This is a genomic window from Leucobacter sp. G161 (genome assembly GCF_001482305.1).
Lineage (GTDB): Bacteria > Actinomycetota > Actinomycetes > Actinomycetales > Microbacteriaceae > Leucobacter.
On record NZ_LOHP01000014.1, the window covers coordinates 37,509 to 57,593 of the forward strand.

Consider the following 20,085-nt stretch of genomic DNA (forward strand, 5'->3'; position numbering starts at 1 on the left):
TCGCCGCCTGAGCGGGGCCTAGAATCTGGGTATGCTCCCCCGTTCGCGCCGGGCCTTCCCCCGGCTGACCGCGCTCTTCGGCGTCGCTCTGCTTGCGCTGACCGGCGTCGCGGGCTGTGCTGCGGAACCCCCGCCGCCCACGCTCACTGCCGAGCTGCCCCCTCCGCCCAGCGCTGAAGAGCTGCGCGAACAGGCCGCAGCCAGCTGGGTTGCGCAGGCGTCGACCCGCGAGCTGGTCGGCAGCGTCATCATGGCGACGGCCCCGACGACCGATGCGGCAGAGCTGCGCACGCTCATGGAAGACACTGGCCTCGGCGGGTTCATCGTCATGGGTGCGAACGTGCCTGGCTCCCCCGACGAGCTCCGCGCGATCACGACGCAGCTCACGATCGACCCCGCTCTCCCACCGCTGGTCGGTATTGATGAAGAGGGCGGCCTCGTCACCAGGCTGCCGTGGGATACCCTCCCGGGCGCCGACACACTCCGCGAACAGCCCGCGGAACGTGCCAAGACCGCGTTCGCTGAACGTGCGGTGCTCCTCGCCGACGCCGGCGTCAACGTGAACTTCGGCGTTGTCGCCGACGTCACCGCAGACACCTGGAGCTTCATCTACCCACGAACCCTGGGCGACACCGGCGCGCAGGCGAGCCCCCGCGTTGCGGCGGCCGTCGCCGGCGAGCGGGGAACCGTCGCCTCCACGCTGAAACATTTTCCGGGCCACGGCGCGACGGCGGACGACTCGCACACGGGGATCCCCCGCACGACGACAACGCTGGACGAGTGGCGTACGAACACGGCACTCCCGTTCGAGGCCGGGATCGACGCCGGCGCTGAACTGCTGATGTTCGGGCACCTCGCGTACACGGAGGTCTCGCCGTCCCCGGCGTCGCTCGCGCCCGAGTGGTACGCGATCGCACGAGACGAACTTGGATTCGCAGGTGTCACCGTGACCGATGACCTCGGCATGCTCCGAGCGAGCGGCATCGCCGAGTACCAGGATCCAGCCGCCACCACCGTTGCTGCAATCACTGCCGGCGCGGATCTCGCGCTCACGGTGATCGGCATGGACGCCGCTGGGGTGCGCGGGCTCGTCGATGGCGTGACGGCCGCCGTCGACAACGGGACCCTCTCAGAAAGCCGCCTGAGGGAGGCCGCCACGCGCGTCACCGCGCTCAGGCTCGAGCTTTCGGAGGACACGCTCGACGATGCCAGCGGAGGCTAAACATAGCCTGCCTATCAGATAGAGAACACTGTGGATCCTGGGAGAATCGAACTCCCGACATCCTGCTTGCAAAGCAGGCACTCTACCAACTGAGTTAAGGACCCGTGCGGGCTTTTACCCCCGTACAGCGAATTACTGTATCACGCCCAGGCCGCGCATGAGAAATCCGCCAGCACGTGTGTTGCGGAGACTAGTCGCGCTTCGGGAGCACGATGCGCTTGCCGGTGACCGGATGATGGATCACTTCGACCGGCGTGCGGTACACGTCCGTGAGCACATCGGCGTCGAGCACAGTCTCAGGGTCGCCATTTGCGACGATCTTGCCCTGCCGAAGCAGCGCGATCCTGTCGGAGTAGGCTCCGGCAAGATTCAGATCGTGGAGCACCACGAGCACAGCGTCGCCTGCCGCGGCGCGCTCGCGCGCAAGCCGCAGCACTCCCTCCTGGTGCGCGAGGTCAAGTGCCGCGGTTGGCTCGTCGAGCATGAGCATTCCGGTGCGACCTGCGATAACGCGGGCGAACGCGGTACGTGCCCGCTCACCGCCCGACAGCGACGGCACACGGCGGTTGCCGAGGTGCGAGATATCGGTCGCCTCGATCGCGTCCGAGATCGCCGAATTGTCGTCGTTCTCGAACGTGGTGCGCCGCCACGGCGCACGCCCCATCTCCACCACCTGATGCACGGTGAAGGGGAACATGAGCTGGTTCTCCTGGAGCAGCACCGACCGCCGCCGCGAGAGATCAATGAGCGACCAGTCCGAAAGCGGCTTGCCGCCGAATTCGACATGCCCCGCGTCAGGGAGCACGTCTCCCGAGAGCAGGCTCAGCAGCGTCGATTTTCCGGCGCCGTTCGGGCCGAGCAGCGAAAACACCTCGCCTGCGCGCAGTTCGATGGAGACATCGTCAAGCAGCTTCTTGCGGCCACGCTCCACCATGACCGATTCAGCCGAGCAGACGACCGTTCCAGCGGGCGCGGTGGTGGGAAGCCCCACGTGTCGAGCGTTCATTATCCCCACCCTCCCGAGCGCTTGCGTGTCCGTCGGAGCAGCCAGAAGAAGAACGGCCCACCGACGAGCGAAGTGAGGATGCCAATGGGCAGCTCGGCCATCGGCACGATGGTTCGGGCCGCAAGGTCTGCCAGGGTGAGCAACAGCGCGCCCGCGAGCGCCGAAGCGGTCACCAGCGGGAGATGCGCCGGACCGAGCACCATACGCATGAGGTGCGGGATCACCAAGCCAACAAACGAGATGATTCCCGCGAACGCGACTGCCGCGCCCACGAGGAGCGACACGACGAGGATCATACCGATGCGGAGCAGCTCGACGTTCACCCCGAGGTGACGCGCGTTGCGCTCGCCGAGCGCCAGCAGGTCGAGCTTGCGCGACGTGAGGTAGGCCGCAATCAGACCCACCGCGATGATCGGCGTCACGATCATCACTTGCGTCCAGCTCATCCCTTTCAAACTGCCAAGTTGCCAGAACACGATCGCCTCGCGCGACTGCGAATCACCGACGAACGTCAGCGCGGCAATCGCTGCGCCCGCGATGGCGTTCACGGCGATACCGGTGAGCACGAGGGTGACGACTTCGGTGCGGCCCTCTGCGCGGCTCATTGAGTAGACGATGAGCGTGGCGATGAGGCCGGTGATGAAGGCGAGGACCGCCGTGGTCCACTGCCCGAACACCGTGAGGCCGAAGACGATCGAGATGCCGGCGCCGACAGCGGCTCCCGAGGAGATACCGATAACACCGGGCTCAGCAAGCGGGTTCCCGAAGATCGCCTGCATGATGAGGCCCGACACCGAAAGCCCGATGCCGATGAGCACGGACATCGCGACGCGGGGGAAGCGGATCGCCCAGAGCGCGTCGTCCCCGGCAGGAATGCTCGGTAGCGGCAACCAGTCGATACCGACGCGGTGCAGGATCGAACCCAGCACCTCCTGCGGCGGGATCGCGAGCTGGCCGGTTCCGGCAGACACGAGAACGCTAATGAAGAGCAGCACTCCGAGCACTGCGAACAACAGGGGTGCGCGACTTCCTCGCCGTGACAGCGAGATCTGGCCGGTGCTTTTCATGCTCGCGCGAGACTCTTTCTAGGAGATCCGGGCGCCCGTTCGCGCCGTGTGCGTGTGAGAAATCTGAAAACTCACACTTCATCATATCTTTGTAAGGTTAAGCTTGCTGAGCTTACTTCCTTAACTTGAGAGGGATCGATGAACAACACGCGTAAGTCTCGCATCCGTGCCGTGGTCGCCCTTGCTCTCGGCCTCTCCATCGCTCTCACCGGCTGCCAGACCGGTGGCCCCGCGAAATCTGGGGAGGGCAGCGAAGCCGTTGATCTCCCACCGCTCACGTCACTGACGCCGCTCGAAGATCCCCGAGCCTACGAAGGCCCCTCCACAGCGGTGGTTGGACCTCCCAGCATCGAGCCGCTCGCAGAGCGTCCGGAAGCGAAGCTTCCCGTCACGGTCCAGTCGCAGGACCGGACCGGCGAGATCCCCGTCGAGGTCACTGATACTTCACGCATTCTCGCGATCTCCCTCACGGGCACGCTGAGCGACATCGTCTATAACCTCGGCCTCGGCGACCAGCTCATCGGCCGCGATGCGACGACCTCGTTCCCAGGCTCTGAGGAGCTTCCGCTCGTTGTCACTGGCGGCCACGACATCGAAGCTGAGTCCATCCTCGGCCTCGAGCCGAGCGTGATTTTCACGGACCTCAGCGTTGGCGGCATCGACTTTGTGAACATGATGCGCAACGCAGGCGTGCCAGTCATCGTCGTCAACCGCTCGGTCAACCTCGAGTCAAGCTCCGAGGCCACTCGACAGGTCGCCGCCGGTCTTGGCGTTGCTGACGCCGCGGAGGAACTCAACGCCAACGTCGCCAAGGCCGTGGCAGCGAAGGAGACTGAGGTCGCCGAGCTCATCCCCGCCGATGCAACGAAGCTCCCCCGCGTCGTCTTCCTGTACGTACGTGGCGGAGCCGGCGTCTACTACCTCTTCGGCGAGGGAAGCGGAATCGACGAGCTCCTGGCATCCGTCGGCGTCGTCGACGTTGCAGACGAGGTCGGCTGGAAGGGCGAACGCCCGATGACCGACGAGGCTCTCGTCAGCATGGATCCCGACATTATTATCGTGATGTCCAAGGGACTCACAAGCACCGATGGCATTGACGGGCTTATCGAGGCCCAGCCGAGCATCGCGCTGACCACCGCGGGCAAGAACCGCCGCATCATCGACATCGATGACTCGCTCCTGTTCGCCAGCGCTGGGCGCACGCCTGATGTCATCGATGCACTCGCACGTGCGATCTACGCTCCAGACTCGTTGCAATAAGCGGGACACCGCGCACAACTCCCGCCGACCGCACCCGCACATAGCGGACGCGTGTATGCTGCTCCAAGTCCTTTCAGGATCAGCCGCGGACCGCCGCGCTACTCTTGATCGGAGAATATCCCGGGCGCTAGCGTGGCCCCGGCGCGAAAAGAAAATCTGGGAGACATCGGGTGACTAAGGAACACGAAGCTGCGCACGGCGCTCGCTCGCGCGGCTCAGTTTCCTCCGAGTACCCGGCAGACCGCTTCGACAGCGTCCAGAGCACCTCGCGTGTCGGCGCGCACCGCGTAACCGCACAGCCACGGGTCACCTGGCATTTTGTGCTCGGTGGGCTCATCGGGGCCGCGATCCTCACGACCATTGGCATCGTCGGCGTGACCATCGCTGGTTCAGCGGGAACGCTTCCCATCCAGTCCCCGGGGAGCTCAGCCCCCGGCGCCCCGAAGGTGCAGCCTGCGATTAATGCTGAGGCCACGGTCGCGGTGCTGGACGGCACGTCCACGGAGGGCACCCTCGCACAGGCCGTCGCCACCACCGTCACCGCAGAAAAGTGGGGCACCATCATTCTTGCGGTGCCCGCCGCGACCGCAGATGTTGAGATTTCCGCGGTCTTCTATTCGGAACCAGAGAACAACGCCGCGGCACTCGGACTCGCGGAAAAACTCGGTGGAGTCTCGACGTATCTCAACACGGATTACGCAGAGAACAACGCCGATTTGGTTATCCTCCTCGGCTCAGATTACGCCGGCCCGGGGAAACCCGGGAACTAGTTAATATTCGCGTTCGCTGCGGGCGAGCGATCCTTCTTGCACTCTCAGGGACAGAGTGCCAAAATTGGAGTTAGCAGTCGGATCGACTGAGTGCTAAACCTGGCGCAGAACCCTCGTGGTCTCTGCAGCTTTCCCTAGACGTCCGGGAGGGGCGAATTACATGGCAAAGATGATTGCGTTTGACGAAGAGGCACGTCGCGGCCTTGAGCGGGGTCTGAACATCCTCGCCGACACTGTCAAGGTGACGCTGGGCCCGCGTGGCCGCAACGTCGTTCTTGAGAAGAAGTGGGGCGCCCCCACGATCACCAACGATGGCGTTTCGATCGCCAAGGAGATCGAGCTCGACGACCCGTACGAGAAGATCGGCGCTGAGCTCGTCAAGGAGGTCGCGAAGAAGACCGATGACGTCGCAGGCGACGGCACCACCACCGCAACTGTTCTCGCACAGGCACTCGTGCGCGAGGGTCTGCGTAACGTTGCAGCTGGCAGCGATCCCATCGCGCTGAAGAAGGGCATCGAGAAGGCTGTTGCAGCGGTCATCACCGAGCTGCACAACAACTCGAAGGAGATCGAGACCACCGCAGAGATCGCGGCAACCGCATCGATCTCCGCAGCTGACGAGCAGATCGGCGAGCTCATCGCCGAGGCTATCGACAAGGTCGGCAAGGAAGGCGTCGTCACCGTCGAGGAGTCGAACACGTTCGGCACCGAACTCGAGCTCACCGAGGGCATGCGCTTCGACAAGGGCTACCTCTCGGCGTACTTCGTCACCGACGCAGATCGCCAGGAAGTCGTCTTCGAGGATCCGTACATCCTCGTCGTCAACAGCAAGGTCTCGAACATCAAGGATCTGCTCCCCGTTGTTGACCCGGTCATCCAGTCGGGCAAGCAGCTCCTCATCATTGCTGAGGACGTCGAGGGCGAAGCACTCGCTACGCTCGTGCTCAACAAGATCCGCGGCATCTTCAAGTCGGCAGCCGTCAAGGCCCCCGGCTTCGGCGACCGCCGCAAGGCAATGCTGCAGGACATCGCGATCCTCACCGGCGGCCAGGTCATCTCGGAAGAGGTCGGCCTGAAGCTCGAGAACGCAACGCTCGACATGCTCGGCACCGCACGCAAGGTCATCATCACCAAGGACGAGACCACCATCGTCCAGGGCGGCGGCGAGAAGGAAGCAGTCGAGGGCCGCGTGCAGCAGATCCGCCGCGAGATCGACAACACCGACAGCGACTACGATCGCGAGAAGCTCCAGGAGCGCCTCGCAAAGCTCGCAGGCGGCGTCGCAGTCATCAAGGCTGGCGCAGCAACCGAGGTCGAGCTCAAGGAGCGCAAGCACCGCATTGAGGACGCAGTCCGCAACGCTAAGGCAGCTGTCGAAGAGGGCATCGTCCCCGGCGGCGGCGTCGCACTCATCCAGGCAGCAACGAAGGCATTCGCTACGCTCTCACTTGAGGGTGACGAGGCAACCGGCGCTGCAATCGTGAAGGTTGCAATCGAGGCTCCGCTCAAGCAGATCGCACTCAACGCAGGTCTCGAGCCTGGCGTTGTTGCGCACAAGGTGTCGGAGCTCCCGATCGGTCACGGCCTCAACGCCGCAACCGGCGAGTACGTCGACATGCTTGCAGCCGGCATCAACGACCCCGTAAAGGTCACCCGCTCGGCGCTGCAGAACGCGGCTTCGATCGCTGGCCTCTTCCTCACCACCGAGGCTGTTGTCGCTGACAAGCCCGAGCCCGCAGCGCCTATGGCAGCTGACCCGGGCGCAGGCATGGACTTCTAAGTCCAGCTCGCTTCACATAGCTGTAGATTCAGCAGACTGGGTCGCACCTTCGGGTGCGGCCCAGTTTTTTTGTCTGCGCCCACCGATGAGGAGCCCGACTGTGAGGCCCGTGACGAAGATCGCGACACCGGCAACGGTGATGGGCGCCCACGGCACCGCCGGGGCTGCCGGCGCGGCCCCAGGCTGGACTGGCGCCCCCGGCGCGATTTCGGCAGCGGGTGGGGCCACGGCGGCGACGGCCGCGCAGTCACCCAGCTGCAGGTCGAGCGTGATCGGGTCGAGCTCGACTCCGGCCTCATAGAATCCCGCGAAGGCGACAACACCAGAGTTCGTGAGCTCGGTCGGGAGGTCAGTTAGCGTCAAGCTTCCGTCAGCCGGGGCGAGGGATTCCGCCACTGTCACATCCCCCACCCACTCTTGGTCCTCATCGACGGCGACCTCACCGTCCATGTCGGTGCTCCGCGAGTCGAGCAGCAGCGCCGCCTTACCGTCGCCTTCGAACTCGATCGTTGGGTTTGCGAGGGTCAAATCAAGAATTCCGTCGTGTCCCGTGAAGTGCACTGTGCCAGGGAACGAAACCGTCCCGGTGCCGCTCGCGGGGTCGATGCTGCCCGTCGCGCCGCTCCAGGTGAAGTTGGGCGATTCGTAGGTGAGGCCGTCGCTCGTCTCCCACGAGCCGTTGGCGATGGAGCCGCTGATGTAGGAGCGGAAGCTTGCTTTGATGCCCCACTGCATGGTGCCTCCGGTGACCTCACACGCACTTCCCGCTGTCTGTGTGGCGAGCGGCTCGGCCGCCGCTCCGGCGGCGGTACTGGCGAGCATGGTAGCGGCGATGGCCGCAGTTATCAGGCCGCCGCCGAGGCGGCGCAGCGTACGACGATTCACGAACGATTCTCCTCAAGATTACTTAGCCCGCAACGTGCCAAGCGGTTGACCGGTGCAGCCGTGCGACCCACCGGTGGTGGTTACATGCGTTGCCGAATTGCGAGGGCCGACGTGCTCCCCGCGATGAGTGTCATTCCGCCAGCCATCACCCACCATTCCCACAGCGCCATCCCGCCCCCGAAGCCTGCGGCTTGAAGCCCGGCAGCAGCAGTGGCTGCGGCGAGCGCTTCCTCAGCGGACAGCGCGGCTTTCGAAGCAGCAGCGGATTCCTCCGCCGACAGCACCTTGATCTGAGCACCAACGTTTGTACTGCCCTGCATGGTGAGCGTGTACGGTCCGGGGGTAATGTCGGCAGGCAACCGGCCGGCCCAGGTCACTCCTCCGGAGGAATCGGCTTGGACGGTGTCATCGAGCACATTCGGTCCGGGGTAGAGCACGACGAGGACGCCCTCGTCCTCGGGCTCAAAGCCAGCTGCGCGGACCTCGATACGCCCTCCGGGAACGATCTTCTCCGGGTCGGTCAGCACTTCAAGCCCGTCCGTCGCAGGTGGAGCGTCCGCAGCGGTGTACTTCGACTCCGTCTTCCCCTCGCCCTGCGTCGTGGAACTGTAGGTCACCCTGCTCGAGGAACCGACCGTGAACGTGAGTGGTTCGAAATCAATGCCCTGATTCGCTGAGATCCCGACCAGGCTCCCCTGCACCGGAACATTGCTCCACGTCACCTCGCCGCCTGATCCCACGCTCTTGGTAGCGGCCCCCAGGTTCAACGGAACGGTGCTCGGCCCGTACGATCCGGAGTATCCGGTTGTCAGCGTGGCAGACGTCGCGCTGGTCACCGTAATCGTCGGATTGTTCACCTGGAACATCGTGATCCCGTAACCCTTAAACGCGACGGTGCCGGAATAGCGGACGGTTCCCGTCTGGGAGGCCTCGTTCCACGTCGAACCGCTCTGCGGGAAAAGATATCCGGCGCCGACCCCCGTTGTCGAGATGCTCCCTCCGGCGCAGTGTCCACCTGGAGTCGGGCAGGCAGCGGTGTTTGATTTCGCCGTCGTGTACCCGGCGAAGTAGTTCGAGACGCTCCACCGCAGCGACCCCGCTCCAGCCCCGCCGCCCGCGGGCGACCGGCCGGCTCCGCCCCCGCCGGTTTGTTTCCTCGCCTTGTCAATCCGCAGCATCACCGAGTTCGAGTTCGCGTGATAGTAGCGATCGCCGTCTTGCGGTTGAAAGAGCGCTTGCGCCGAATAGACGCCTTCCGGCAGCTTCGTTGTCTCGAGCACGGCGGCTCCGCCGCTCACGCGAACGGGGCTCCCGAGCGATGTGTTTCCGTAGCTGAACGCTACCGTGCCCGCGATGGCGGGCGACACCTTCGCCGTAAACGTCACCCTGTCGCCAACGTTGGCGCTGGTGGGCGACGCGGCGAGCGTCACCGAGGTCGCCTGCTTATCGGCGACGGTAAAGGCGCCTGGGAGGGTGATGTTGAGCGGGTCGAGCTCGGTTCCCGTCTCATAAAAGCCGCCGAAGGCTTCTGCGCCCTGCTTCGTGAGTCGGGCGCCGACGTTCTTCCACGACAACGTCGTATTGGCGCTGTTGACCTCGGGTATGCCGAGGGAGAGTTCCGCGAGCGGGGCATTGACAAACGAGAACTTCGCGCCCACCGAGTTCATGTCGACGAACTCGTAGCCCTCGACGTCGGTGTACAGCGTGCCGCTCGTTGGTGAGGTAATCACCACCCGCGGATTCGTGAACTGCAGGTCGAGCGCGTAGACCGACCGCCCGTTCACCACCATCGGGTGGGATTGGAAGTGCACCCCGTTGCCCGCGCCGAATGCGATCTCGGCGCTCGTCCCATTGGACGCCGCTGTGCCGGAGCCCCCACTCCACTGGTAGGTGCCCTGATCCTTCGCCTGCTTGGTGCTCCCGAGGAGCGCTGTCCTGCCGCCGAAGGCAGGGGCGTTGTAGATGTAGTTACGGAACGAGGCTTTGACGCCCCAGTCGAGGGTGGCGCCCTTCACGTCGATGACGGTGTTCCCGCGCTCCGACACGCGGACCTGGATCGCGGCTGCGCTCGAAGCGACGAACGCTTCGGCGTCCGTTGGCGTGAACTGTGCCGAGATGGAGTGTGTGCCGAGCGGCAGCTCCGCCGTTCGGAGCGTGGCGGCGCCGCCTGCAAGCGGCACTGGCGCGCCGAGCGAGACGTCGCCGGTAAAGAACTGCACCGAGCCCTCGGCGGTTGCGGGGGTGACGGAGACGTTGAACATCGCTTCGTCGCCCAGGAGAAGAGCGGTCGTGCTCGAAGCGTCGAATGCAGTGGTGGTGGCGACCAGGCTGGGCCCCTCCCCGCCTGGATCACCCTCCAGTCCGGCCGTGGGGAGGGAGAAGGTCACCGGATCGAACTGCTCGCCTGCCTGATAGAAGCCGGCAAAGTTCTCCGCCCCCTCCTCCGTCAGCACGGCCGCCGCGTTGGCCCAGGTGCGCACGTCACCCTCGACCGTCGGTTCGGGCAGCGTGAGTTCTGCGAGCAGCGCGTCTTGATTCGCATACGGCTCGCCAACGGTCGTTGTATCGACGTACGCGCGCCCCTCGACATCGACACGCAGTTCAGCCGTCGTTGCCGATGTCACGACCACCCTCGGATTGGTGAGGGCGATGTCAAGAATGTAGGGGTCTTCCTCGGCGGCCCCGCTTTTGTGCCCGAGGAAGTGCACACCGTTCCCGACGCCGAACGAAACATCGGCGGCGGAACCATCGAGTGCCGCGGAGCCCTGGCCTTCGCTCCACTGGTATTCCCCGGTGGTGTTCCCCAGCAGTTCGATAGTCCCCTTCGGGATCGGGCCGACAATGTATTTCCTGAAGGACTCTTTCACCCCCCAGTCAAGGGTCGCGCCCGACACGGCGCCGGTGGTCTCGTCAGGCGCGGCGGCAGCGATCGCTGGCGCGAAGAGCGCGGTCCCCGCCGCGAGGAACGCGACGAGTGCTCCCCCCACCGCCCGACCGAATAGGCCGAGCGGTGTTCTGTGCTGACGGCGGAGTTCGTTCTGCACTGGGGAAACACTCATCGCGTTGATCTCTCCTATCGGATGATGCCGTTGACACCCGAGCGGGCGGCAAGGCTGCGGCGGGCGGCGAGCAGGGCTCCACCGAGCAGGAGCAGCAGCCCGGCCCCAACGGCGAGGCTCACTGCGGGCCCGTCGGATCCGCCCTTGGCGAGCGGATCGTTCGAACCCTTGTTGTCCTCAGGGGTCTGCTTGTCGCCGCCACCGGGGTTCTCACCGTCACTACCCGGGCCGCCACCACCGGGGCCATCGCCGCCGGGCTCGGTGACGGTAGCCTTCTCAACGACAAACGCATCAGCGAAGGTGAAGACTCTGTCGGTGCTGGTGTTCGTGACGGTGATGCTGTGCGCACCGAGCGCGAAGTCTGCCGGAACCGTCCAGCTCGCGTTCACGAACCCTGATTCGTCGGCCGTGTAGCGATCGGGCAGCGTCGCAGTCTCTGACTGGATCGCAATCTCGAACTCATCGCCAGCCGCGAACGCGCCAATCCTCAGCTCAAGCTCGTCTCCTGGGTTCACGGTAACCGTTCCCGCAGGCTTTCCGTTGATCTGCACCACTGGGAACGCGGCAACCGTCACTGAAACCGCGGCCGACTCAGACTGTGCGTGAACATCCGTGTTCGCGGGGACAAACTCGGCAACGACCTCGTTCGCGCCGACGCCGAGATCGGTCGTTGTCAGCGATGCTGCGCCGTCCGCCACGGTAACGGGATCGGCAAGTCTCTCGCCGTTGCTGGTGAACCGCACTGTGCCCGCCACATCGGCGGTCACTGCTGCAGCGAGCTCAACTTCGTCGCCGGCAAACACCGACGATTCGGAGGCGTCCAGCGTGACGGATGTGGCCTGGGCCGGCGCGAACTCGATCGGCGTGAATGTCTCGAACGGTGCGTAGGTGGCTCCGCCACCGGGGTACGTGTAGACACCATAGTGCCCGTTCTCGAGCGCCAACGCGCTGTCCTTTGTCAGCGTCAGGGTGGTCTCAAACGTTCCGTCGGCGTTCAGCTCGATGCCACCGGGCACCGAGGAGATGAGCGCGAGCTCGGGTGCCTGCACTGCCCAGCGGGTATCGAAGCCTTTGCGGGCCGCAGAGGTGATGCCCTGTGACGGCTGCCACTGCTCAGCGAACGATCCGAAGACGACGTATGCACCGGTGAAGCGGCCGGCGAGCGGCGCGTACCGGCCGTCGGTGTCGGGAGACTTCGGCAGGAAGCCGGTGCCGGTAACGGTGACTTCTTCGCCAGCGGGGTCAATGCCTGACAGCTTGTCGACCATGACAGTGGGGGTGTTCCTCGGTGTGACGGTCACTTCGAAAACATCCGAGACTGACCCGAGGAATGCGGAGCCGCTTTCCGGCGCAAACTCAGCGGTCAGGCTGTTCGACCCAACTTCAAGCGCTGAAGTCTGCAGGGTCGCGGTGCCCGCGTCGACAGCGACCGGCTCGCCCAGGGTGGAGTCGCCGTTCGTGAACTGCACCGTTCCCGGTGCCTCTGGCGCAACCGTCGCCGTCAGGGTGAGGATGTCCCCCTGGGTGACGGTGTCCGCTGATGCGACGAGCGTGGTCTGCGTCGCCACAGCCACGGGTTGCGTCGCGATCGGCAGGGAGAAGCTCACAGGGTCGAGCAGTTCACCGGGCTCGTAGAACCCTGCGAAGTTTTCCGCGCCTTCCTTTGTGAGAACGGCCTTTGCGTCGCTCCAGGTGCGCACGTCACCGTCTATCGTCGGTTCGGGGAGTGTCAGTTCGGCGAGCGAGGCGTTCTCGTTCGAATACCAGTCGCCGACGGTGGTCGTGTTGACAAACTCGCGGCCTTCGACGTCTGCGCGGAGCTCACCGGTCGTTGGCGAGGTCACCACTATTCTCGGGTTCGTGAACGCCACGTCGAGGATGTAGGGGGCGTCGTCGGCAGCGCCGCTCTTGTGCCCGCGGAAGTGGACGCCGTTTCCGACCCCGAATGAGACATCAGCACTCGAACCGTCGAGCGCTGCAGTGCCCTGGCCGCCACTCCACTGATACGTACCAGTGGTGTTTCCGAGCAGTTCGATCGATCCCTTCGGGATCGGCCCTACAACATACCTCCGGAATGACTCTTTCACACCCCAGTCAAGCGTCGCGCCAGCGACAATGGCGTCGTCCATCACCGCAGATTCTGCGGATGCGATGGTCGGGGCGAGTGTCAGGCTGCTGGCCGCGAGCAGCGTTGTTGTAAGTGCGCCAAGTAACGCACCGCGCTTTCTGCGCTCAGTGATTCCCATGCGTACGTGCTCCTTGTCGAGTACAGAGATGTGAGAGCACCGAGACGCGCCCTCATCGGATCAAGGTAAGGCAACCCTTAACTGGACCCCACGTATCAGTTTGACCACAATCGTCAGATGATGCAACCCCCGCTGTTAATTTTTGGAGCATCTCTTGCCGCCCGCCCGTCCCTGCGGGTGCTCGTTCCGGCGCAGCACACACAAAACCGGCCGGGTGGTAAGCCACCCGGCCGGTTCAAGCATTCCTATCGCGGAGCGTTACTCAGGCGTTCCTTGTCCCTCGTCATCAGCCCCGCCCTCATCGCCGTTCGGCTTCTTACCGCGCCCGGCGAGCAGCATTCCACCCGTGACGCCGATGGCTATGAGTGCGACTCCACCGATCACGATCGGCAGCCACGGAATCTCTGGCCCCGCGGCTTCCGGAACTGGTGCTGGTTCCGGGGCGGGGGTGACTTCGGGAGCGGGATCGGGAGCATCGGTTGCCGGCCCAGAGGCCCCGAGCTGGCAGCCCGACACCGCAATCGTCACAGCCAGCGGATCAAGGTTGCTACCTGCGACGTAGTCGCCATAGTCACCATTGAGCGCTTTGGCCCCTTCAGCGGTGAGCAGCACGGGCGCATTCTCGACTGCGAAGCCATCGCCCGTGGTTGCCCCAGCGAGGTCGACCTTGCCCATCGGAATACGCTCGAACGAGAGTTCACCGCCCTCGACGTCGGTCGAGGCCACTCCAACGACCAGCTGAGCTGACTGCGGGCCGGTGAAGACTACCTCTGGGTTCTGCAGATCGAGCTTCATGAGCCCGCCGTGCCCGGTGAAGTGCACGTCTCCGGTGAAGGTGACTGAGCCGGATTCGAGATCCGCACCGAATTCGCCTGTGCCATTCTTCCAACTGAAAGCGGGCGTCTCGTAGCTCGCACCATTTTCCATCGTCCACTCGCCGTTCGCGATGCTTCCGCTGATGTAGTTACGGAACCGCTCGAGCACGCCCCAGCGGAGCTCAGCTGAGGTAACCGTGCACACTGCGGCGTCACCGTCTGCGGCCTCGGTCGAGGCGGCCGAGGGGCTGGCGGGCCCAAATAGCAGGCCTGCCGCCAGCCCTGCGGCAACGGCCGCCGTCGCTCCTCGGCGCACGATCCTTCGATTCACAAACGTCTCCTTGTCGCGCATTCGGCTAGCGGGTACTGCTGGTATCGACCGTAGCATTTGCCGAGTTCCTGCGTTGGTTCACAACCAGGGCTCCCATAGCACCCGCAAGGGCGATCAGCGCGCCTGCGCCGACCCACCACATCCAGACGGGACCACTCGTCGGATCCGCGATCGCTGCCGCCGCCTGCTGCGGTTGTGCGCTCGCTTCAACAGTGCCCTGTTCGATGACTGGCTTGGCCTTCTTCTTGGTCTTCTCGACCACCTTGATGACCGCTCCAGCATCCGTACTGCCCTGCAGTGTGATGGTGTGCTCGCCCGGCTCGAGATCCTCAGGAAGTGTGCCGATCCAGCGCACCTCACCGAAGGAGTTCGCGCCCGCCTTGTCGTCGAGGACGATCGGATCGGAGTAGAGCACCACGAGGATGTCCCGCTCGTCAACCTCAAAGCCGGGCGCAGCGAACTCGATCTCGCCGCCGGGAACCAGCTCGTCCGCGGGAGTGATCACCCGGATACCGGTCGTGGCCGGCGGGGTTGCTGCCGCCACTCGAGCGGCCTTCTGCTCGGTCTGCGTGGTCGACCCGAACTGCGCGCTACTCGGAGCGCCCACCGTGAAACTCAGCGGGTCCACGGCGAACGATCCACCGCCCGAGGCGCCGCCGCCAGTATTGCCGCCGCCGCTGATGGAACCGTTCACCGGCACACCGCTCCAGGTCACTTCACCGCCGGCGCCGACCGTCTTTGAGGCCGCTCCAAGGTTCAGGCCGAAGCTGCGGCCTCCCGCGCTGATCGTGCCGCTGGTGGGACCCGTGATGGTGATCACGGGGTTCGCGAAGGTCTCGGTCAGCAGACCCTTGTGGCCGGTGAAGGTGACCACGCCAGAGAACTGCACGCTACCGGTCTGCGCCTTGGCGTTCCACGATCCGCCGTCAGCCTGCGGGAACATGTACGCTCCCCCGCTGCTGCCAACGCCGCTCGTCGAGATCGCGCCCTTCGCGATGCGCCCGGTCACGTAGCCCTTGAACCCAGAGGAAATGCCCCACGAGAGCGAACCAGCCTGCTGCGAGCTCGAGGTGCCAACCGGCTTCGGCTGCGGCTTCGGCTTGGGCTTCACAACCGGCTTGGTCGGCGGCACGGGAGTGGTGGTACCACCGTCCTTGCCTGCTCCCACCGTGAAGCTGACATCGTCGAACCTCTCGCCTGCCGGGTAGTTCTGGAACGCAAGCACTGACTCCGCCCGGAGCTTCGCGGTCGCCTTCTTCCAGGTCACCTCGCCGTTCTTCCCGGTGGTCTTCGTCGCCTTCGACAGGTCGATGTCGACGAGCGGCTGTACCTTGCCGTTGACCTTTGCAGTCATCACTGCACTCTTGGGACCGGTGATCTTGATCTTCGGGTCAAGGATCGACAGTTGAAGCGCTCCCTCGTGTGCTTCGAAGCTCACCCCGCCGCCATACGGCACTGTGCCAGCCTGGCTCTCCGGGTTCCAGTCTCCGCCCTTGATCTGTGGGAAGACGAAGGTGTTGCCCGACCGCGATGCGGCGCCCAGCACCTGCACCTTGCCACCGGCAATGTTCTCGATGTAGTTCACGAACCGACCGAAAATGCCCCACTGCAGGTCGCCATCACCTGGCGTGACAACGACGCCACCAAACACGGCGTCCCACTGTGCCGATGTCACGGCGAGGTCGGCCTGGCCGAGGTAACGCGAGTCGTTCAGCAGCCCGTGAGCGAGCCACGAGACCGCCACATATTCCTTGGAACGGTCAAGCTTCGCCGCGGGGACTTTGAGCTCCCGGGTCACTTTCCCGTCTTTGATAAACATCTTGTACGCGAAGTCCTCTGCGGCACCCGCATCGGCGCTCGAGCTGTACTCCTTCACGCGGTCCTTCTCGATGATACCGACGTAGACGCCCTGATCATCTTTGCCAGTGTCGGGAACGTCCGCTGCAGCACGCAGCACGATGTTCTCGATCGTCGCGGAGACACGCAGTCCCTCAGCAGACGCGTCGGTTACCGACGCAGTCACCTTCGGTAGCTGACCGAAGACGGCGTCCCACTGCGCAGGTGTCACCGCCAGGTTGGCCTGGCCGAGGTAACGGGAGTCAATCATCATGCCGTGAGCGAGCCACGAAACAGCGACGTACTCCTTGGTGCGGTCCAACTTTTCCGCGGGAACGCTGATGTCGCGCGTCACCTTTCCGTCCTTGATGAACATCTTGTAGGCGAAGTCTTGCGCTGCACCCGCTGCTGCGTCCGTCGCGTACTCGTTGACGCGATCCTTCTCGATGATTCCGACGTAGACGCCCTGATCATCCTTGCCGGTGTCGGGAACATCGGCCGCCGCACGAAGCACGATGTTCTCGATCGTCGCGGAGACACGCAGTCCCTCTGCCGATGCCGCAGTGACTGTCGCTGAAATGCTGGGCTTCGGGCCGAAGACGGCGTCCCACTGCGCCGGCGTCACCGCGAGGTCAGCCTGACCGAGGTAGCGCGAGTCGTTCAACAGGCCGTGCGCGCGCCATGAGACAGCGACGTACTCCTTCGAACGGTCCAGCTTGGCTGCGGAAACCTTAATGTCCCGAGTAACCTTGCCGTCCTTGATAAACATCTTGTACGCGAAGTCCTCGGCGGCTCCGGCATCGGCGCTCGAACCATACTCCTTCACGCGATCCTTCTCGATGATTCCGACGTACACGCCCTGATCATCCTTGCCAGTGTCGGGAACGTCCGCCGCTGCACGCAGCACGATGTTCTCGATCGTCGCAGAAACGCGGAGACCCTCAGCAGATGCGTCGGTCACCGACGCCGACACGCGAGCCTGCGATGCACCGAACACTGCGTCCCACTGTGCCGGAGTCACCGCGAGGTCAGCCTGCCCGAGGAAGCGATCATCGTCGAGGAAGCCATGTGCACGCCACATGACAGCCACGTACTCAGTGCCGCGCTGAAGGTCAGCGGCAGGAATCTCAATCGTGCGTGCAACCTTGCCGCCACGGATTGCGGCCGCCGGGATGAAGTCCTCGAAGACACCAGCGGATGCATCGGTCTTGTAGTTCTCAACGAGCTTCTTGTCGATGATCCCGATGTAGGCTCCGCCGTCCGGCCGTCCGCTCGGAGTCGCGTCGCCGGCGCGCATGACGATCTCGTCCGCAGCGACAGCAACTGTCAGCCCTGTCTTCGAAGCTGCCGATACCGAGGCGGAAACCTTCGCCTTCGGGGATTCGGGAGTGGTCGTTGGCTTGTCGACCACTGCGACAACTGCCTCCGCGGAAACCGAACCGTTGAATACAGCCGGATCGGCGGGAGCAAAGGAAGCAGTGAAGCTCTGGTTGCCCACCGTGAGTGCCGGAGTGACGAGCGATGCGCCGCCAGCGGTGACCACCTGCGGCTCCCCCAGCTGGCTGCCGTTTGCGGCGAAAGTGACCGTTCCGGCGGCGTCCGCGGGCGCGACGCTCGCATTGAGAGTGACCGTCGCACCGACCTCGACCGACGCCGCGGAAGCGCTCAGAGTGGTGCTCGTGCCCGTCGGCTCGACGACCGGCTGCGCAACGGTAATGCGTGAGAACGAATCCATCGTCCGATCTCTGCCCGAGAGCTGGTGGGCAGCAGACGTTGCCACGTGGTAGTTCACCGAGGGATCCAGCGTGTTTGCCGGAATCTTGACGGTCGTCGTGAAGCTGCCGGATGCCATCGCACGGGCGGGAACGTAAGCCTGGTCCAGCCAGCCCTCGCTCACCAACGGCCCGCCGCCCTGCCAGACACTCTCGGGCCCGACGAGCACGTACGCACCAAGCGCGGCCCCGTCGCCAACGAATCCGGTTCCCGTGACCGTGAGCACGTTCTCCACCGAGGGGTCGAGATTCTCGGCAGGGGACACCGTGATCGAGGGGCCATCGGCTGCATGAGCGGCGGGGACAACCAGCAGTCCGCTCAGTGCAACCAGCAGAGACGTGATGATGGCCAGCGCCCTGGCGCCAATGGGCCCGGACTTCTTGGCAAGGGTACTCACTACGAGTTTCTCCTCATAAATATTTGTGCCTAATTTGGCGCCTGGATGACACAGCTTTGACTTCACATCGGACCGGAGTAAGGCTTACCTCACTCCATACACAATTCAATAGTCTGACGAATATCGTCTGACGATGCAAGCCGCAGGTCTGACCTGTGAGTCAGCTTCGAGGAAATCAGGTCCATTCAGCCCCTTTGCGTATGCTTGGAAGACGCGTTTTTCTACGGAGGTCACCATGTCTGCAATCGGCGAAGGCAACTACCCGTTCCAGCTCAGCGAGAGCGAGTGGCGTGAGCGTCTCACCCCTGACGAGTACGCAATCCTGCGGGAAGCAGCGACCGAACGCGCGGGCACCGGCGAGCTCTTGGGGCAGTGGGGCGACGGGCTCTACTCGTGCCGTGGCTGCGGCGCAGAACTGTTTCAGAGCGGCACCAAGTTCGAGTCGCACTGCGGCTGGCCCAGCTTTTACGACAGCATCAATCCCGACGCGGTCGAGCTCCTCGAGGACACGACGCTCGGGCAGGTCCGCACAGAGGTGCGTTGCGCCAACTGCGGGTCGCACCTCGGACACGTGTTCCCCGACGGCTTCGGCACCCCAACCGGGAACCGGTTCTGCATGAACTCGCTCGCACTCGGCTTCGACGGCCCGGGAGCGTAACGAACGCTAGCCGCGCTTCAGCGGCTTGCTCGGGAAGGCTGCAGTCACCACGGCGACGAGGGCGATGGCTGTTCCTGCGACGAGCGCAGGAGTGAGCCCACCGGCCAGCGGAAAGCCGATCTCAAACGCGACTGCGGCGACGAGCTGGCCAGCAACATTCGACATGCTCAGCAGCAGCACACCCGCGCGGCGCACGAGCACCGATGCGACCGCGATAAAGATCACCCCGATAACGCCGCCCCCGTAGAGCCAGAACTGCGTCGGCCACCCCGACGGCCAGCCGCTCACGAGCACCGAGACAGCGGCAGCAGCGACGAGCAGCACCGCTCCGACAAGGAAGTTCATAAAGGTCGCTGTCACCGCGCTCTCGGCTGCGGCGCGCACCAACCCATTGACCATGGACTGCGCTGCCACTCCGACGCCAACGAAGACCGGAACGAGCACGAGCAGCACGAGTCCGCCGTCGAAGCTCGCTGCGACGGTCACGCCGACGGCGACAATCGCGAGACCCGCCCCGACCAGTCGTGTGGGCGACGCATAGATGCGGCCGCTCGGGCCGAGGCCCAGTCTGTCGAGGATGAGCCCGCCTGATACCTGCCCGGCAACGATGCCGACCGTGAACAACGCGACGCCGGTGATCGGCGCGATAAGCCCCTGGTTGAGCACAAAGAGCGCTCCCCCTACCCCGCCGAACATCGCCCAGACGGGGAGCTTGCCGGCGGCAACCTGGGTCCGCATGAGAGCGAGGCCGCGTCGCCCGCGTCTCGAGACCAACAGGGCAAGGCACATGACGATGAGCCCACCGCTGAACGCAATCGCGGCGGCAACGAACCCGTTTCCGATTTCTTTCGAAAGCCCTCCCGTGACGCGGGACTGCAGGGCTACGAGAACGCCCGCCAGACCAGATCCAACCAGGGCTGCCGCGAGCTGTACTTTGGGGTGCGCCATTAGGCCCACTATAGCTGCTGCGCACCGCACCG

13 protein-coding genes and 1 tRNA gene are annotated in these 20,085 nt (G+C 64.5%); 5 read left to right on the forward strand and 9 right to left on the reverse strand.

Translation table 11 applies throughout. The features are described 5' to 3' along the window. Positions 1–31: 31 nt before the first annotated feature. Positions 32–1,222: a glycoside hydrolase family 3 N-terminal domain-containing protein gene (locus AUL38_RS01235; RefSeq protein WP_059058491.1), complete on the forward strand. Its 1,191-nt coding sequence runs from the start codon at positions 32–34 to the stop codon at positions 1,220–1,222. Positions 1,223–1,253: 31 nt separating this feature from the next. Here AUL38_RS01235 and AUL38_RS01240 read toward each other — a convergent pair. From AUL38_RS01240 to AUL38_RS01250, 3 genes are all read right to left on the reverse strand, one after another. Next, a tRNA-Ala gene (locus tag AUL38_RS01240) sits at positions 1,254–1,326 on the reverse strand. Positions 1,327–1,412: 86 nt separating this feature from the next. Next, positions 1,413–2,228 carry a heme ABC transporter ATP-binding protein gene (locus AUL38_RS01245; protein ID WP_059058494.1) on the reverse strand — a complete coding sequence of 272 codons (816 nt, stop codon included), beginning with the start codon at positions 2,226–2,228 and terminating at the stop codon, positions 1,413–1,415. Beyond that, positions 2,228–3,295 carry an iron ABC transporter permease gene (locus tag AUL38_RS01250; RefSeq protein WP_059058496.1) on the reverse strand — a complete coding sequence of 356 codons (1,068 nt, stop codon included), beginning with the start codon at positions 3,293–3,295 and terminating at the stop codon, positions 2,228–2,230. The genes AUL38_RS01245 and AUL38_RS01250 overlap by 1 nt, the downstream gene beginning before the upstream one ends. Positions 3,296–3,433: 138 nt before the next feature. Here AUL38_RS01250 and AUL38_RS01255 point away from each other — a divergent pair, with 138 nt between their 5' ends. The 3 genes from AUL38_RS01255 (at position 3,434) to groL (ending at position 7,105) form a co-directional block, all read left to right on the forward strand. Further along, entirely contained in the window at positions 3,434–4,555 is a 1,122-nt protein-coding gene (locus tag AUL38_RS01255) for a hemin ABC transporter substrate-binding protein (protein WP_059058498.1), read from the forward strand. Between the two features lie 170 nt (positions 4,556–4,725). Next, positions 4,726–5,325, forward strand: coding sequence for a LytR C-terminal domain-containing protein (locus tag AUL38_RS01260; protein WP_059058499.1), 600 nt, complete (start codon positions 4,726–4,728; stop codon positions 5,323–5,325). Positions 5,326–5,485: 160 nt separating this feature from the next. After that, positions 5,486–7,105, forward strand: a complete 1,620-nt coding sequence (gene groL / locus AUL38_RS01265) for a chaperonin GroEL (protein WP_059058501.1) — start codon at positions 5,486–5,488, stop codon at positions 7,103–7,105. 12 nt (positions 7,106–7,117) lie between these two features. Here the strand turns inward: groL and AUL38_RS01270 are convergent, their stop codons facing one another. From AUL38_RS01270 to AUL38_RS01290, 5 genes are all read right to left on the reverse strand, one after another. Then, positions 7,118–7,990, reverse strand: a complete 873-nt coding sequence (locus tag AUL38_RS01270) for an HtaA domain-containing protein (protein WP_059058504.1) — start codon at positions 7,988–7,990, stop codon at positions 7,118–7,120. 80 nt (positions 7,991–8,070) lie between these two features. Then, on the reverse strand, positions 8,071–11,049 hold the full coding sequence (locus tag AUL38_RS01275; RefSeq protein ID WP_083506499.1) for an HtaA domain-containing protein: 2,979 nt from the start codon (positions 11,047–11,049) through the stop codon (positions 8,071–8,073). A 14-nt stretch (positions 11,050–11,063) separates the two neighbouring features. Beyond that, positions 11,064–13,295: an HtaA domain-containing protein gene (locus AUL38_RS01280; RefSeq protein ID WP_059058508.1), complete on the reverse strand. Its 2,232-nt coding sequence runs from the start codon at positions 13,293–13,295 to the stop codon at positions 11,064–11,066. 258 nt (positions 13,296–13,553) lie between these two features. Continuing rightward, complete coding sequence (locus AUL38_RS01285; protein ID WP_161937384.1) at positions 13,554–14,441, reverse strand: HtaA domain-containing protein; 888 nt, start codon at positions 14,439–14,441, stop codon at positions 13,554–13,556. Between the two features lie 25 nt (positions 14,442–14,466). Further along, positions 14,467–18,447: an HtaA domain-containing protein gene (locus tag AUL38_RS01290; RefSeq protein ID WP_059058512.1), complete on the reverse strand. Its 3,981-nt coding sequence runs from the start codon at positions 18,445–18,447 to the stop codon at positions 14,467–14,469. 235 nt (positions 18,448–18,682) lie between these two features. Here AUL38_RS01290 and msrB point away from each other — a divergent pair, with 235 nt between their 5' ends. Next, the gene (gene msrB, locus AUL38_RS01295) at positions 18,683–19,105 is read left to right on the forward strand and encodes a peptide-methionine (R)-S-oxide reductase MsrB (protein ID WP_059058514.1); all 423 of its coding nucleotides are present in this window, start codon (positions 18,683–18,685) and stop codon (positions 19,103–19,105) included. A 6-nt stretch (positions 19,106–19,111) separates the two neighbouring features. Here msrB and AUL38_RS01300 read toward each other — a convergent pair whose 3' ends face one another. After that, positions 19,112–20,053 (reverse strand): DMT family transporter, encoded by a 942-nt coding sequence (locus AUL38_RS01300; RefSeq protein WP_059058517.1) that lies wholly within the window; start codon positions 20,051–20,053, stop codon positions 19,112–19,114. Positions 20,054–20,085: the final 32 nt, after the last annotated feature.